Annotated in this window: 11 protein-coding genes; 3 read left to right on the forward strand and 8 right to left on the reverse strand. The window is 71.1% G+C overall.

Annotated elements, in window-relative coordinates:
* Positions 1-67 precede the first annotated feature (67 nt).
* Together dop and arc are read right to left on the reverse strand one after the other, a co-directional pair.
* Positions 68-1,579: a depupylase/deamidase Dop gene (gene dop / locus ACFY2K_RS33980; RefSeq protein WP_375890792.1), complete on the reverse strand. Its 1,512-nt coding sequence runs from the start codon at positions 1,577-1,579 to the stop codon at positions 68-70.
* 226 nt (positions 1,580-1,805) lie between these two features.
* Positions 1,806-3,572: a proteasome ATPase gene (gene arc, locus ACFY2K_RS33985; protein ID WP_380524701.1), complete on the reverse strand. Its 1,767-nt coding sequence runs from the start codon at positions 3,570-3,572 to the stop codon at positions 1,806-1,808.
* A gap of 285 nt (positions 3,573-3,857) precedes the next feature.
* Between arc and ACFY2K_RS33990 the strand changes: the two genes are divergently transcribed.
* Positions 3,858-4,163: a ferredoxin gene (locus ACFY2K_RS33990; RefSeq protein ID WP_375890788.1), complete on the forward strand. Its 306-nt coding sequence runs from the start codon at positions 3,858-3,860 to the stop codon at positions 4,161-4,163.
* A 22-nt stretch (positions 4,164-4,185) separates the two neighbouring features.
* Here the strand turns inward: ACFY2K_RS33990 and ACFY2K_RS33995 are convergent, their stop codons facing one another.
* The 3 genes from ACFY2K_RS33995 to ACFY2K_RS34005 form a co-directional block, all read right to left on the reverse strand.
* Positions 4,186-4,800, reverse strand: coding sequence for a hypothetical protein (locus ACFY2K_RS33995; RefSeq protein ID WP_375890787.1), 615 nt, complete (start codon positions 4,798-4,800; stop codon positions 4,186-4,188).
* Between the two features lie 157 nt (positions 4,801-4,957).
* Positions 4,958-5,917, reverse strand: coding sequence for a tRNA (adenine-N1)-methyltransferase (locus ACFY2K_RS34000; RefSeq protein ID WP_375890785.1), 960 nt, complete (start codon positions 5,915-5,917; stop codon positions 4,958-4,960).
* Positions 5,918-5,965: 48 nt separating this feature from the next.
* Positions 5,966-7,177 carry a site-2 protease family protein gene (locus ACFY2K_RS34005; protein WP_387716482.1) on the reverse strand — a complete coding sequence of 404 codons (1,212 nt, stop codon included), beginning with the start codon at positions 7,175-7,177 and terminating at the stop codon, positions 5,966-5,968.
* A gap of 206 nt (positions 7,178-7,383) precedes the next feature.
* Between ACFY2K_RS34005 and ACFY2K_RS34010 the strand changes: the two genes are divergently transcribed.
* On the forward strand, positions 7,384-8,319 hold the full coding sequence (locus ACFY2K_RS34010) for a RecB family exonuclease (RefSeq protein WP_375890782.1): 936 nt from the start codon (positions 7,384-7,386) through the stop codon (positions 8,317-8,319).
* Positions 8,319-8,990, forward strand: coding sequence for a response regulator transcription factor (locus ACFY2K_RS34015; RefSeq protein WP_063346919.1), 672 nt, complete (start codon positions 8,319-8,321; stop codon positions 8,988-8,990). Before ACFY2K_RS34010 ends, ACFY2K_RS34015 begins: the two co-directional genes overlap by 1 nt.
* Before the next feature lie 78 nt (positions 8,991-9,068).
* Here the strand turns inward: ACFY2K_RS34015 and ACFY2K_RS34020 are convergent, their stop codons facing one another.
* The 3 genes from ACFY2K_RS34020 to metH form a co-directional block, all read right to left on the reverse strand.
* On the reverse strand, positions 9,069-10,676 hold the full coding sequence (locus tag ACFY2K_RS34020; protein ID WP_380524698.1) for an ABC transporter substrate-binding protein: 1,608 nt from the start codon (positions 10,674-10,676) through the stop codon (positions 9,069-9,071).
* Positions 10,677-10,886: 210 nt separating this feature from the next.
* Positions 10,887-11,591: an HAD family hydrolase gene (locus ACFY2K_RS34025; RefSeq protein ID WP_387716485.1), complete on the reverse strand. Its 705-nt coding sequence runs from the start codon at positions 11,589-11,591 to the stop codon at positions 10,887-10,889.
* Between the two features lie 139 nt (positions 11,592-11,730).
* Positions 11,731-15,240, reverse strand: a complete 3,510-nt coding sequence (gene metH / locus ACFY2K_RS34030) for a methionine synthase (RefSeq protein WP_387716487.1) — start codon at positions 15,238-15,240, stop codon at positions 11,731-11,733.
* Between the last annotated feature and the right edge of the window lie 77 nt (positions 15,241-15,317).

The following is a 15,317-nucleotide window of genomic DNA, read 5'->3' on the forward strand; positions in this document are numbered from 1 at the left end:
GTCCAACACCCGCTGCCACCCCGGATGATTCCCATTCGGCGGACGTTCACCCGTGGTGATCGAAAAGTTACCCGCCGGAGAGGACGCGCAGCAGGTCCTCCGCCGTGCGGCAGCGGTCCAGCAGCTCCTTGACGTGGTTGCGGGTGCCGCGCAGCGGCTCCAGGGTGGGCACCCGCTGGAGCGAGTCCCGGCCCGGCAGGTCGAAGATGACCGAGTCCCAGGAGGCCGCCGCGACGTGCTCCGCGTACTGCTCCAGGCAGCGGCCGCGGAAGTACGCCCGGGTGTCCTCCGGGGGCTTGGAGACGGCCCGTTCGACCTCTTCCTCGGTCAGCAGCCGCTCGAACCTGCCGCGGGCCACCAGGCGGTTGTAGAGGCCCTTCTCGGGCCGCACGTCGCTGTACTGGAGGTCCACCAGGTGCAGCCGCGGGTTGTCCCACTCCAGGGCGTCCCGGCTGCGGTAGCCCTCCAGGATCTCCCGCTTGGCGATCCAGTCCAGTTGCCGGGAGAGCGACATCGGGTCGCGCTCCAGCCGCCCGAGGACGTCCTCCCAGCGGGCCAGCACGTCCAGGGTCTGCTCGTCGGCGTCGGTGCCGAAGCGGTCCTCGACGTACTTGCGGGCCAGTTCGAAGTACTCCAGCTGGAGTTGGACGGCGGTGAGCTTGCGCCCGTTGCGCAGGGTGATCAGGTGCTTGAGGGTCGGGTCGTGGGAGACCCGGTGCAGGGTGCGCACCGGTTGGTCGATCGCGAGGTCGGAGGCGATGAAGGAGTCCTCGATCATCGACAGGACCAGCGAGGTGGTGCCCAGCTTGAGGTAGGTGGAGATCTCGGAGAGGTTGGCGTCCCCGATGATCACGTGCAGCCGGCGGTACTTCTCGGCGTCGGCGTGCGGTTCGTCCCGGGTGTTGATGATCGGGCGCTTGAGGGTGGTCTCCAGGCCGACCTCGACCTCGAAGTAGTCCGCCCGCTGGCTGATCTGGAAGCCGTTCGCCGAGCCGTCCTGGCCGATGCCGACCCGGCCGGCGCCGGTGACCACCTGGCGGGAGACGAAGAACGGGGTGAGGTGGCGGACGATGTCGGCGAACGGCGTCGCCCGCTTCATCAGGTAGTTCTCGTGGGTGCCGTAGGAGGCGCCCTTGTTGTCGGTGTTGTTCTTGTACAGGTGGATGTTCTGCCCGTTGGGCAGTTCCAGCGCCCGCAGCGCGGCGGCCGCCATGATCCGCTCGCCGGCCTTGTCCCAGAGCACGGCGTCGCGCGGGTTGGTCACCTCGGGCGAGCTGTACTCGGGGTGCGCGTGGTCCACGTAGAACCGGGCCCCGTTGGTCAGGATGACGTTGGCGAGGCCGATGTCCTCGTCGGTCAGCTGGCTGGCGTCCGCCACCTCGCGCGCGAGGTCGAAGCCCCGCGCGTCGCGCAGCGGGTTCTCCTCCTCGAAGTCCCAGCGGGCCCGCCGTGCCCGGTGCATCGCCGCCGCGTACGCGTTGACGATCTGGGACGAGGTGAGCATGGCGTTGGCGTTGGGGTGCCCGGGCACGGAGATCCCGTACTCGGTCTCGATGCCCATCACGCGCCGTACGGTCATGCGGCCCTCCTTGCCCGGTGCCCCGCCCCCGGCGGGCGGAACACGCTGACGTACCGCTGAACAACACCGGCGCCGGACATCTGCCCGCGGACGGTGGGTCGAGCCTATTTCCGTGCCGTACGGCGGGCCCCGAGACGCGCCGTCCGGCTGCGGGGCCGCGAGGCGCCACAGCCGGACGGGGTGCGTACAGCTCCGGGGACCGTCGCCGGCCCGGACAACCGCGTGCTTACAGGTACTGCCCCGTGTTGGCGACAGTGTCGATCGAGCGGCCGGACTCGGCGCCCTGCTTACCGGTGACCAGCGTGCGGATGAAGACGATCCGCTCGCCCTTCTTGCCGGAGATGCGGGCCCAGTCGTCCGGGTTGGTGGTGTTCGGCAGGTCCTCGTTCTCCTTGAACTCGTCCACGCAGGCGGCGAGCAGGTGGGAGACGCGCAGACCGCGCTGACCGTGGTCGAGGAAGTCCTTGATGGCCATCTTCTTCGCCCGGTCGACGATGTTCTGGATCATGGCGCCGGAGTTGAAGTCCTTGAAGTACAGGACCTCCTTGTCACCGTTGGCGTAGGTGACCTCCAGGAAGCGGTTCTCCTCGGTCTCCGAGTACATCCGCTCCACGACCGACTGGATCATCGCCGCCACCGTGGCCCCGACGGAGCTGTCGTGCTCCTTGAGGTCGTCCGGGTGGAACGGCAGCGAGTCCTTGAGGTACTTGGAGAAGATGTCCTTCGCGGCCTCGGCGTCCGGGCGCTCGATCTTGATCTTGACGTCCAGGCGGCCGGGCCGCAGGATCGCCGGGTCGATCATGTCCTCGCGGTTCGAGGCGCCGATGACGATGACGTTCTCCAGGCCCTCCACGCCGTCGATCTCGGCGAGCAGCTGCGGGACGATGGTGTTCTCCACGTCCGAGCTGACACCGGAACCGCGGGTGCGGAACAGGGACTCCATCTCGTCGAAGAAGACGATGACGGGCGTGCCCTCGCTCGCCTTCTCCCGGGCCCGCTGGAAGACCAGCCGGATCTGCCGCTCGGTCTCGCCCACGTACTTGTTGAGCAGCTCCGGGCCCTTGATGTTGAGGAAGTAGCTCTTCCCCTGGGGGCGGCCGGTGACCTCGGCGACCTTCTTGGCCAGCGAGTTGGCGACCGCCTTGGCGATCAGCGTCTTGCCGCAGCCGGGCGGGCCGTAGAGCAGCACGCCCTTGGGCGGACGCAGCTCGTACTCCTTGAAGAGGTCGGCGTGCAGGTACGGCAGCTCGACCGCGTCGCGGATCAGCTCGATCTGGTTGCTCAGGCCGCCGATCTGGCGGTAGTCGATGTCCGGGACCTCTTCGAGGACCAGCTCCTCGACCTCGGACTTCGGCACCACCTCGTACACGTAGCCGGAGCGGGGCTCCAGCAGCAGTGCGTCCCCCGCCCGGACGGTGATGTCCCGCAGCGGTTCGGCGAGGCGCACCACGCGCTCCTCGTCGGTGTGGCCGATGACCAGGGCGCGCTCGCCGTCCTCGAGGACCTCCTTGAGGGTGACGATCTCGCCGATGCGCTCGAAGGCCATCGCGTCCACGATGTTGAGGGCCTCGTTGAGCATCACTTCCTGGCCGCGCCGCAGTTCGTCGAGGGCGACGTTCGGGCTGACGTTGACGCGGAGCTTGCGACCGCCGGTGAAGATGTCGGCGGTACCGTCCTCGTTCGCCTCGAGGAAGGTGCCGAAACCGGCCGGGGGCTGTGCCAGCCGGTCCACTTCCTCCTTGAGGGCCACGATCTGGTCGCGGGCCTCGCGCAGGGTGGAGGCGAGTCGTTCGTTCTGGGCGGTCACGCCGGCCAGGTTGGTCTGGAGCTCGACGATCCGCTCTTCGAGGATTCTCGAATTGCGCGGCGAGTCGGCGAGCTTGCGGCGCAGTACGGCGATTTCCTGCTCAAGGTACGAGACCTGAGCGGCCTCGTCGGAACCACGAGCGGGCCTGCCGGTGCTGCGGTTGTAGTCGTCATCGTGGGCTGCCACGGTCCTCACCTCCTCCGGGGAGCTGGACGCTTCCAGACCCTACCTGGGACCAGGGGTCCGTAAACCCCTAGATCAAGAAAGATGGAACGGGCGTGTCCGATCTTCGCCCCAGCGTGCTTCCCCTCTGCTAAGGGGATACCCACCGCGCACCACCCAAAGCGGGCCAGATGTATCGTCGGGCGAAGTGATATCCGATCGCGACCGCGGTAGTGGGTCCGATCGTTGTACGAATGGCGGGATTGCCCCCGGAATAGGGGCGACCCGGGACAGAAACGGCAGGGGACCATGTCGGTGACCGAGCAGAACGCGGCAGCGGCCGACGAGCTGGAGGTGTGGATCGACCAGGATCTGTGCACCGGCGACGGCATCTGCGTCCAGTACGCACCGGAGGTCTTCGAGCTGGACATCGACGGACTCGCGTACGTGAAGGGCGAGGACGACGAACTGCGCCAGCAGCCCGGGGAGACCGCCCCGGTGCCGCTGACGCTCCTTCAGGACGTGGTGGACTCGGCGAAGGAGTGCCCCGGCGACTGCATCCACGTGCGCCGGGTCGCCGACCGGGTCGAGGTCTACGGGCCCGACGCCGAATAGGGTTTCGGGCCGCGCGGAGGGTTCAGGTCGCGCTGACCGGGGCGGCGGTCTGGGAGCGTTCCCAGCCGCCGCCCCGGTGCGTCCAGGTGAGGTCGAGTGAGAGGTCGGGGCGGAAGCGCGGCACCTCGTCGCTCGAATACCCCTGCGCGCGGCCGGTGATGGCGCCGTCGGAGCGCACCGTGAGCCGGCTCAGGGTGAGGTTCTCCCGGTCGGTCAGCAGGGTGGCGACCACCACCGGGCGCTGGTCCGGGCCGAAGCCGAGCAGGTAGACGGAGTCCGGCGGGGTGCCGGTGTCGGTGCCGCACTGCGCGGCGACGACCGTACCGGGACGGCCGTCGCCCAGTTCGGCGGGCACGCTGAGCACCGTCCTGACCGGGAACGGGCCGCAGTCCATGGGCAGTTGGGCCTTGGCCGGATCGGGGGCCGCGCCGGCCGCGAGCGCCTTGGGGGCGCCGCCGCGGGCGGGCAGCGGGGTGCCGGTCGCCGGGGAGGCGGCGAGTGCGGCGGCCACCACCGCGCCGCAGCCGGCCAGGGCGAGGGCCCAGTGCCAGGGTGCGGTCCGCGCGTGACCGGGCCGGGTGCGGCCCTGCGGTGTCTGCTGTCCGGCCGTCGCCGTCGTCCCGACCGCGGTCTCCACCCGGCGTCCCCTCCAGAGCTCCAGGAGCGTGTGAGCGAGCATCGTCCCACACGGAGCCTGCGGGCCGGCGGCCGGGGAGCCGAAGGGCGCGCCGGCCGAAAGACGAAGGGGTGGCGCGAGCGCGATGCTCGCACCACCCCTGCTGTTCCGGCCGGGCTCAGCCCAGGTCGGGCTGCTCGGAGTCGGTGTCGCGGGCCGCCTTGCGGGCCGCGGCGCGCTCCTGGAGGGACGGCTCGGGCGCCCCGTTGTCGTAGTCCTCGCCGTAGGCGCCCTTGGCCGGGCGGCGGCGGCGCAGCGGCGGCTCGACGCCGTCCGCCAGGCGGCGGGCGGTGAGCAGGAAGCCGGTGTGGCCGATCATCCGGTGGTCCGGGCGGACGGCCAGGCCCTCCAGGTGCCAGGTGCGGACCATGGTCTCCCAGGCCTGCGGCTCGGTGAAGGTGCCGTGGTCGCGCAGCGCCTCGACGGTCTTGGACATCTGCGTCGTGGTGGCCACGTAGCAGCAGATGAGACCGCCGGGGACGAGCGCCCGGGAGGCGACGTCCAGGCACTCCCAGGGGGCCAGCATGTCGAGGATGACGCGGTCGACGTCGGTCTCGACCAGGTTGTCCTGGAGGTCGCCGACGGTCAGCTTCCACGCCGGGTGCGGGCCGCCGAAGTAGCGCTCCACGTTGCCCTGGGCGATGTCCGCGAAGTCCTGGCGGCGCTCGTAGGAGGCCAGCAGGCCCTGCTCGCCGACGGCGCGCAGCAGGTACGTGCTAAGCGCGCCCGAGCCGACACCCGCCTCGATCACCCGGGCACCGGCGAAGATGTCGGCCATCGCCAGGATCTGCCCCGCGTCCTTGGGGTAGATCACGGCGGCGCCGCGGGGCATGGACAGGACGTAGTCGGGGAGCAGGGGGCGCAGCGCGAGGTACGGGACGTTCCCCGTGGTGCGCACGACCGTGCCTTCAGGAGCGCCGATCAGCTCGTCGTGCGGGAACGCACCCTTGTGGGTGTGGAACTGGTTCCCGGCCTGGAGCGTGAACGTGTAGTGGCGACCCTTGGGGTCGGTCAGCTGGACCTGGTCCCCGACCTGGAAGGGCCCGCGTCGGCGGGCGGCACCGGTCGGTTCGGACATGCGGCCAATCCTAAGGGAAGCGGGGCGTCCCGCCTCACCAGGCCCTGCTCAGCGGCCGGAGACCGCCGCCGTGAGGCGCTGTTCGATGTCGCTGAGCGCGGCCACGCCGTAGACCCGGCCGTCCGCCTCGACCACCAGGTACTCCCCCGCCGGGGTGGCCTGGACGGCCCGCAGCAGGTCCTCGCCGCCGAGGTCGGCGTCCAGTCGCAGCCCGGGTTCGAGGTCGCGGGCGAGCGGGCCGACGACCACCCAGGGGCGGCGGTGCTCCGGTACGGCCCGTACCGCGGACTCCCGGACGATGGCGATCGGCTCGCCCCGGCCGTCCACCACCACGACCGCGCCGGCCTGGGCCTCGCGGGCCCGGCGCATCGCCTCGCCGAGCGGGGTGTCGGCGGTGACCTCGACGGTGCGGCGGGCGAGGTCGCGCAGCCGCAGGGCGGGCAGCGCCTCCTTGAGCCGGGCGTTGCGCAGGCTCCCGGTGGCGCCGTTCCAGATGATCGCGGCCAGCACGGCGGCCAGCACCGCGTCCACCAGGGTGTCGGTGGTGGTGCGCTCGGCGCCGCGGGAGGCGCTGACCAGCGGCAGGCCGAACAGCACCGCGACGGCCAGGCCCCGGCCGATCCAGGCGGCCGCCACGGTGCCGGTCATCGCCCTGCCGGTGATCGCCCAGACCACCGCGCGCAGCATCCGGCCGCCGTCCAGCGGCAGGCCGGGCAGCAGGTTGAAGGCGGCGACCACCAGGTTGGAGACCATCAGGCCGGTCAGCAGCACCCCGGGCACGCTGGACAGTTCGACGGCGCGCAGCGCGAGGTAGAAGACCCCGCCGAGCACCAGCGACAGCAGCGGGCCGACGAAGGCCAGCCAGAACTCGCGCCAGGGGCTCCCGGCCTCGTTCTCGATCTCGGAGACGCCGCCGAAGAACTGCAGCTGGATCCGCCGCACCCCGAGCCGGTAGCGCAGCGCGACCAGGGTGTGGGCGAGTTCGTGCACCAGGACGGAGGCGTAGAAGGCGACCGCGAAGAAGAACGCGAGCAGGTAGCGCTCACCGCTGCCGAGTTCGGGCAGCACGTCGCCGAGCTGCCCGCCGAACACCCAGGTGATCAGCGCGGCGATGACGAACCAGGACGGGGTGACGTAGATGGGCACGCCGAAGGGCCGCCCCATCAGGAGGCCGCCGCCGTGCTCCGGCGGGCGCCCCTCGGGGCGTCCGCCGTCCTGCGGTGGCTGGTCGGAGGTCTGCTGCCCCCTGGTGTCGCTCACCGTGATCCCTTCGGTCGTCCGCCGTCGTGCCCCGGTGCGCCCACGCTACGTGATCGCGGCCACCCGGCGGCGCGCGCCCCTCTGCCAGGCTTCATACCCACTGGACCGGCCCCGGACCGGACCGGCCCCCGGCCGACTGCCGGGAAGGGGCAGCGCGGCAGCCCGGTGGCAGCGGGATGACGGCAAAGGGCAATAGGGTCGTAGCCATGCAGCAGACCGACACCAGCAGCGCCGCCGGGGCTCCGGCGCGCCCGGCGGCGCCCCCGACCGGGCTGTCCCCGTCCCGTGCGGGGGACTTCCTCACCTGTCCCCTGCTGTACCGGCTGCGGGTGATCGACCGGCTGCCCGAGCCGCCGAGCCCGGCGGCGACCCGGGGCACGCTGGTGCACGCGGTGCTGGAGCGGCTGTTCGACAGCCCGGCGGCCGAGCGGACGCCGGAGCGGGCGCTGGGCCTGCTGCGCCCGCAGTGGGAGCGGCTGCTGGGCGAGCGCCCGGAGCTGGGCTCGCTGTTCCCGGACGACCCGGACGGCGCGGCGCTGACCGGCTGGCTGGCGGACGCCGAGAAGCTGGTCGGCCAGTGGTTCCGGCTGGAGGACCCGACCCGGCTGCACCCGGTGGAGCGCGAGCTGTACGTGGAGACGGCCCTGGAGTCGGGGCTGCTGCTGCGCGGCTACATCGACCGGGTGGACGTCGCCCCCACCGGTGAGGTCCGGCTGGTGGACTACAAGACCGGCCGGGCGCCCTCGCGGGACTTCGAGGGCAAGGCGATGTTCCAGATGAAGTTCTACGCACTGGTGGTGTGGCGCTGGAAGGGCGTGATCCCCAAGCGCCTCCAGCTGGTCTACCTGGGCGGCGGCGGGGACGTGGTCAGCTACGACCCGGACGAGGCCGACCTGCTCGCGGTGGAGCGCAAGCTGCAGGCCCTGTGGGAGCGGATCGCGCAGGCGGTGGCCACCGGGGACTTCCCGGCCACCCGCAACCGGCTCTGCGACTGGTGCGACCACCGGGCCAGCTGCCCGGAGTTCGGCGGCACCCCGCCGCCGTACCCGCTGCCGGTGCCGCCGGCCCGCACCGCGGACGGGCCGGCCCGTACGTCGGACGAGAGCGATCCCACGGGGGATCCGATGAGCAAGGAGTCCTAGTGACGATCCGAGTGCTGCTGGTCGACGACCAGCCGCTGCTGCGCACCGGTTTCCGGATGATCCTGGAGGCCGAGTCGGACCTCGTGGTGGTCGGCGAGGCCGGTGACGGTCAGCAGGCGCTGGACCAGGTCCGGGCGCTGCAGCCCGACGTGGTGCTGATGGACATCCGGATGCCGCGGATGGACGGCGTCGAGGCGACCCGCCGGATCGCCGGCCCGGGTCGGGACGGCCCGGCCAAGGTGCTGGTGCTGACCACCTTCGACCTGGACGAGTACGTGGTGGAGGCGCTGCGCGCCGGCGCCAGCGGCTTCCTGCTCAAGGACGTCCCGGCGGAGGAGCTGGTGCAGGCGATCCGGGTCGTCGCGGACGGCGCGGCGATGCTGGCCCCGAGCATCACCCGCCGACTGCTGGACATGTACGCCACCAAGCTGCCCTCGGGCGAGGAGGCGCCGCCGCAGGCGCTGAGCGCGCTGACCGAGCGGGAGTTGGAGGTGTTGAAGCTGGTGGCGCGCGGGCTGTCGAACGCGGAGATCGCGGCCGAGCTGTTCGTCAGCGAGACGACCGTGAAGACCCACGTCGGCCATGTGCTGACCAAGCTCCAGCTGCGCGACCGGGTGCAGGCGGCGGTGTACGCCTACGAGAGCGGTCTGGTGCGGCCGGGCGCGCTGTAGCCCGGGGAGCACGACGGCGGCCCGCCCGCTCCGCCCCGGGACACCGGGGGGAGCGGGCGGGCCGCCGTGCGTCGCGCGCTACTTGCCGCTGCGGCTGATCTCCCAGAAGCGGAAGAAGCCGGTGGTGTCGACGGTGGACTCGACGCCGGTGATGTTGGCACGGGCCGCGTAGAAGGCCTTGTTCTGGTACAGCGGGATCAGCGGCACGCTCTCCGCGACGATCTGCTGGATCTGCGCGTAGGAGGCCGAGGCGGCGCTGCGGTCGGCCTGCTTGAGGCCGTCCGGGATCAGCTTCTGGCTGATCTTCGGGTCGTCCCAGCCGGTGTGGTAGGTGCCGCCGTCGACCAGCAGCGGGGCGATGTAGTTGTCCGGGTCCGGGTAGTCGGCGAACCAACCGACGATGTACGCCTGGTACTTGCCCTCGTTCCAGCCCTTCTTGAAGGCTTCCCAGTCGGGCTCCTGCTGGACCGTCACCTGGAACAGGCCGCCGGTCTCCAGCTGCTTCTTCAAGGTGTCGGCCTCGCCGTTGCCGGCCCGCGAGCGGGACCAGGTGAGGGTGAGCTTGACCGGGGTCTGGACCTTGTTGTCGACCAGGGCCTTCTTGGCCTTGGCGACGTCCTGGTCGCCCCAGCGGTCGAAGAAGGCGGTGGTGTGGCCGGTGACGCCGGCCGGGACCATCGCGTACAGCGGCTGGACGGTGCGGGCGAAGACGTCGCGGGCGAGCGCCTTGCGGTCGAGCAGCGCGGCGGCGGCCTGGCGGACGCCGACGTTGCTCATCACCGGGTCCTTGGTGTTGAAGACCAGCGAGCGGGTGTCGTTGCTGTCGCCCTCGACGACCTGGAGGTCGGTCTTGCCGCCCTGCTGGTCGGAGCGGATCTGGGCGGCGGTGTTGGGCTCCAGGCTGTTGTCGGTGACGTCGACGTCGCCCTTGTCCAGCGCGGCCTTGAGGTCGGCGGGCTTGTCGAAGTACCGGACGGTGAACTTGTTGTTCCGCAGCTTGGCGTCGCCGCTGTACTTGTCGTTGGGGACCAGGACGACCTTGCCCAGCTGCTTGCCGTCGGCCATGCCCTCGACCGAGTCCACGCGGTAGGGGCCGGAGCCGACCTGCTTGTCGTTGGGCAGCGCCTTGTCGGCCGGGTAGACCTGGTGGTCGACGATGGCGCCGGCCGGGGAGGCCAGCTTGGCCGGCAGGGTGGCGTCGGGGGCGGCCAGGTGGAAGACCACCTCATTGGCACCCTTGGCCTCCACGCTCTTGATCGAGGAGAGCAGGCCGGCCGGGCCGTTCGGGTCGTTGATCTTCTTGGTCCGCTGGATCGAGAACACCACGTCCTCGGCGGTCAGCGGGTGGCCGTTGGAGAACTTCAACCCGGGCCGCAGGGTGCAGTGGTACTCGGTGGCCTCGCCGCCGGAGAAGTCGCAGGACTGCGCGGCGTCCGGGGAGGGCGTGCTGGCCGCGGCCGGGAAGGTGAGCAGCGACTGGAAGGCGTTGCGCAGCACCAGCCAGGAGCCGGAGTCGTAGACCACCGCGGGGTCCAGGGTGCCGGTCAGCTGGACGGTCCCCATGGTGATCGCCTTGCCGCCGCTGTCCCCCTTGACGGCGTCGGTGACCGATCCGCAACCGGCCACCGTCACGGCGACCAGACCGGCGCAGCCGAGTGCTGCCAGGCGTTCAGCTGAAGTCTTCACGGGAGCGTCCTTCGGGGGTGTCGCGAACCCGAGTAGCGTGCCATATCGAACACGCACGACCGATACCCGTGCAGATGACGTTTGGGACACGGTCGTTGAGGGCATCACGGCGCGCCCGACGAGTTGTCAGCCATTGCCCGTTTTCTCCCCCGGAGATCCCCGGCCGGGGCGCTTACCGGCGAGTAGACCCCGGCCGCAATGAGATGACAATCACACCCGCGAAGCGACCAGCGACCGCAGCAGTTCGAGATCGACCTGCTCCAGCGACGGCACCACCAGCCGCCCGGGAGCCGCCTCGATCGGCGCCACCGAGGGCACCGCGATCACCGGACAGCCCGCCGCCTCGCCCGCCCGCACCCCGGTCGGGGTGTCCTCGACGACCACGCAGCGGGCCGGCTCCGCGCCCAGCCGGCGGGCCGCCTCCAGGTACGGGTCGGGGAACGGCTTGGTGCGCGGCAGCTCGTCCCCGCCGATGGTGAAGGCGAACCGCTCGGCGCCCAGCGAGCGCAGCACGATGTCGATCACGTGCCGGTGCGAGGCGGACACCAGCGCGGCCGGAACGCCGTACGCGGCAAGGGTGTTGAGCAGCCGCTCGGCCCCCGGCATCAGCGGCACCCCGCCGGCCAGCAGGTCGACGAAGCGCTGGTTGACCAGCGCCCCCAGGTCGGCCGGGGCGATGTCCACCCCGGTGCGGGCGACCAGGTACTCCATCACCCGGGTCATCGGCCCGCCCACGACGTGCGCCCGGTCCTGCTCGTCCAGCCGGTGGCCCAGCTCGGCGAAGAGCGTCACCTCGGCCTGCCACCAGAAGTCCTCGGTGTCCACCAGCGTGCCGTCCATGTCCAGCAGCACCGCCTGGAGGCCGGGCTCGCGCCCGAGGTCGAGCGCCGGGGCGGCGGTGGAGCTGGTCGTCATGGCAAGTCCTTCCGGCTGCGCCCAGGACGGTCCCGGGGATGACACGGGCCGGCCCGCTGGTCAGCGGACCGGCCCGTTCAGGATCATCCAGGATACGCCCGCTTCGCCCGGAAAGAGCGAACGGAGAGGGACGTACGGATTACCGCGCGTTGAAGTACTTCGCCTCGGGGTGGTGGATCACGATCGCGTCGGTGGACTGCTCGGGGTGGAGCTGGAACTCCTCGGAGAGCACCACGCCGATCCGCTCCGGCTTGAGCAGCTCGGCGATCTTGGCGCGGTCCTCCAGCTCGGGGCAGGCCCCGTAGCCGAGCGAGAAGCGGGCACCCCGGTACTTGAGCGCGAACATGTCCTTGACGTCCTGCGGGTCCTCGCCGGAGAAGCCCAGCTCGAAGCGGACCCGGGCGTGCCAGAACTCCGCCAGCGCCTCGGCCAGCTGCACCGAGAGGCCGTGCAGCTCCAGGTAGTCGCGGTAGGAGTTCCCGGCGAACAGCTCGTTGGCCGCCTCCGAGATCCGGTTGCCCATGGTGACCACCTGGAGGCCGACCACGTCCCGCTCGCCGGACTCCTCCGGGCGGAAGAAGTCCGCCAGGCAGAGCCGGCGGCCGCGCCGCTGGCGGGGGAAGGTGAAGCGGGTCCGCTCGGTGCCGTCCTCGTGGAAGACGATCAGGTCGTCGCCCTTGGAGTTGGCCGGGTAGTAGCCGTAGACCACGGCCGCCTCCAGCCAGCCCTCGGTCTGCAGCCGGTCCAGCCAGCCCCGCAGCCGGGGCCGGCCCTCGGTCTCCACCAGCTCCTCGTAGGACGGGCCGTCGCCGTTGCGCGCGGCCTTGAGGCCCCACTGGCCCTTGAACAGCGCGTCCTCGTCCAGCCAGGAGGCGTAGTCGGCGAAGGGGATGCCCTTGACGATCCGGTCGCCCCAGAACGGCGGGGCGGGCAGCGCGTTGTCCAGCGCGACGTCGGAGCGGATCTGGCCGAGGTTGACCTCGGGCTCCGGCTCCGCCACCTCGACCCTGGCGTGCCGGCGCTGCTTGAGCTCCGGCAGGGTCGCGCCGGGCACGCCGCGCTTGACCGCGATCAGCGCGTCCATCAGCCGCAGGCCCTCGAAGGCGTCCCGGGCGTAGCGGACCTCGCCCTCGTAGATCTCGTGCAGGTCCTGCTCCACGTAGGCCCGGGTCAGGGCGGCGCCGCCGAGGATCACCGGGAAGCTCGCGGCCAGCTTGCGCTGGTTCAGCTCCTCCAGGTTCTCCTTCATGATCACGGTGGACTTCACCAGCAGCCCGGACATCCCGATCACGTCCGCGCGGTGCTCCTGCGCGGCGTCCAGGATCGCCGAAACCGGCTGCTTGATGCCCAGGTTGACCACGTTGTAGCCGTTGTTGGACAGGATGATGTCGACCAGGTTCTTGCCGATGTCGTGGACGTCGCCCTTGACGGTGGCCAGCACGATGGTGCCCTTGCCCTCGTCGTCGGACTTCTCCATGTGCGGCTCCAGGTGGGCCACCGCGGTCTTCATCACCTCGGCGGACTGGAGCACGAACGGCAGCTGCATCTGGCCGGAGCCGAACAGCTCGCCGACCACCTTCATGCCGGCCAGCAGCGTGCTGTTGACGATGTCCAGCGCCGGACGCTCCGTCAGCGCCTCGTCCAGATCGGCCTCCAGGCCGTTGCGCTCGCCGTCGATGATCCGGCGCTGCAGCCGCTCCTCCAGCGGGAGGGCGGCCAGTTCCTCGGCCTTGGAGGCCCTGACCGACGCCGAGGAGACGCCCTCGAAGAGCTGGAGCAGCTTCTGCAGCGGGTCGTAGCCCTCGCTGCGGCGGTCGTAGACCAGGTCGAGCGCGACCTCGCGCTGGTCCTCGGGGATCCGGGCCATCGGCAGGATCTTGGAGGCGTGCACGATCGCCGAGTCCAGTCCGGCCTCGACGCACTCGTTCAGGAAGACCGAGTTGATCACCACGCGGGCGGCCGGGCTGAGGCCGAAGGAGATGTTGGACAGGCCCAGGGTGGTCTGCACGTCCGGGTGGCGGCGCTTGAGCTCGCGGATCGCCTCGATGGTCTCGATGCCGTCCCGGCGGGACTCCTCCTGACCGGTGCCCAGGGTGAAGGCCAGGCAGTCGACCAGGATCGAGCCCTCGTCGATGCCGTACTCGGTGGTGAGCTGCGCGATCAGCCGCTCGGCGATGGCGACCTTGGTCTCGGCGGTGCGGGCCTGGCCCTGCTCGTCGATGGTCAGCGCGATCAGGCCGGCGCCGTGCTCGCGGGCCAGCGAAGCGATCCGGCCGAACCGGGTGTCCGGGCCGTCGCCGTCCTCGTAGTTGACCGAGTTGAGCAGCGCGCGGCCGCCGAGCGCCTCCAGACCGGCCCGCAGCACGTCCGGCTCGGTGGAGTCCAGCACGATCGGCAGGGTCGACGCGGTGGCCAGCCGGCCGGCGATCTCCTTCATGTCGGCGACACCGTCGCGGCCGACGTAGTCGACGCACAGGTCCAGCAGGTGGGAGCCGTCCCGGATCTGGTCCCGGGCGATCTCCACGCAGGCCTGCCAGTCGCCCGCCAGCATCGACTCGCGGAACTTCTTCGAGCCGTTGGCGTTGGTGCGCTCACCGATCGCCAGGTACGAGGTGTCCTGGCGGAACGGCACCGCCTGGTACAGCGAGGAGGCCGAGGGCTCGGGCTGCGGCTCGCGGCGCACGACCGGACGGCCCTGGACCTTCTCCACCACCTGGCGCAGGTGCTCGGGGGTGGTGCCGCAGCAGCCGCCGACCAGCGAGAGGCCGTACTCCCGGGTGAACACGTCGTGGGCGTCGGCCAGTTCGGCCGGGGAGAGCGGGTAGTGGGCGCCGTCCTTGCCGAGCACCGGCAGGCCCGCGTTCGGCATGCACGACAGGCCGATCGTCGCGTTCTTGGCCAGGTAGCGCAGGTGCTCGCTCATCTCGGCCGGGCCGGTGGCGCAGTTGAGGCCGATGTAGTCGACGCCGAGCGGCTCCAGCGCGGTGAGCGCGGCACCGATCTCGGAGCCGAGCAGCATGGTGCCGGTGGTCTCCACCGTCACCTGCACCAGCACCGGGAGGTCCAGTCCGGCCTCGGCCAGGGCGCGCTTGGAGCCGAGGATCGCGGCCTTGGTCTGCAGCAGGTCCTGGCTGGTCTCCACCAGCAGCGCGTCGGCGCCGCCGGCGATCAGACCGGCCGCGTTCTTCTGGAAGCCGTCCCGCAGCGTCTCGTACGGGGCGTGGCCGAGGGTCGGCAGCTTGGTGCCGGGGCCGATCGAGCCGAGCACCCAGCGGGTGCGGCCGTCGGCGGCGTGGGCGTCGGCAACCTCGCGGGCGATCCGGGCGCCGGCCTCGGACAGCTCGAAGATGCGCTCGGCGATCTCGTACTCGCCCAGGGCGGAGAAGTTGGCGCCGAAGGTGTTGGTCTCCACGCAGTCCACGCCCACCGCGAAGTAGGCCTCGTGGACGGAGCGGACGATGTCCGGCCGGGTGACGTTGAGGACCTCGTTGCAGCCCTCCAGGTTCTGGAAGTCCTCCAGCGTCGGGTCCTGGGCCTGGAGCATGGTGCCCATCGCACCGTCGGCCACTACCACCCGGGTGGCGAGCGCTTCACGCAGCGCGTTCGCGCGGCTCTGCTGAGTGATGGACGGGTTGGCTGCAGTGGCCATGGGGCGTCTCCCTGGTGCGACGGCTGTCGGCTTTGCGAGCCCGCTTGCTCGGGCCCGCACGTGGCCAGGGTATCCGG

Origin of the sequence: Kitasatospora sp. NPDC001309 (assembly GCF_042896295.1) — a bacterium.
Lineage (GTDB): Bacteria > Actinomycetota > Actinomycetes > Streptomycetales > Streptomycetaceae > Kitasatospora.

Excerpts from the sequence above, each read along its gene's own strand:
- dop (WP_375890792.1), bottom strand. The coding sequence starts at position 1,579 with ATGACCGTACGGCGCGTGATGGGCATCGAGACCGAGTACGGGATCTCC.
- ACFY2K_RS33990 (WP_375890788.1), top strand. The coding sequence starts at position 3,858 with ATGTCGGTGACCGAGCAGAACGCGGCAGCGGCCGACGAGCTGGAGGTG.
- ACFY2K_RS34000 (WP_375890785.1), bottom strand. The coding sequence starts at position 5,917 with ATGTCCGAACCGACCGGTGCCGCCCGCCGACGCGGGCCCTTCCAGGTC.
- ACFY2K_RS34010 (WP_375890782.1), top strand. The coding sequence starts at position 7,384 with ATGCAGCAGACCGACACCAGCAGCGCCGCCGGGGCTCCGGCGCGCCCG.
- ACFY2K_RS34025 (WP_387716485.1), bottom strand. The coding sequence starts at position 11,591 with ATGACGACCAGCTCCACCGCCGCCCCGGCGCTCGACCTCGGGCGCGAG.
- metH (WP_387716487.1), bottom strand. The coding sequence starts at position 15,240 with ATGGCCACTGCAGCCAACCCGTCCATCACTCAGCAGAGCCGCGCGAAC.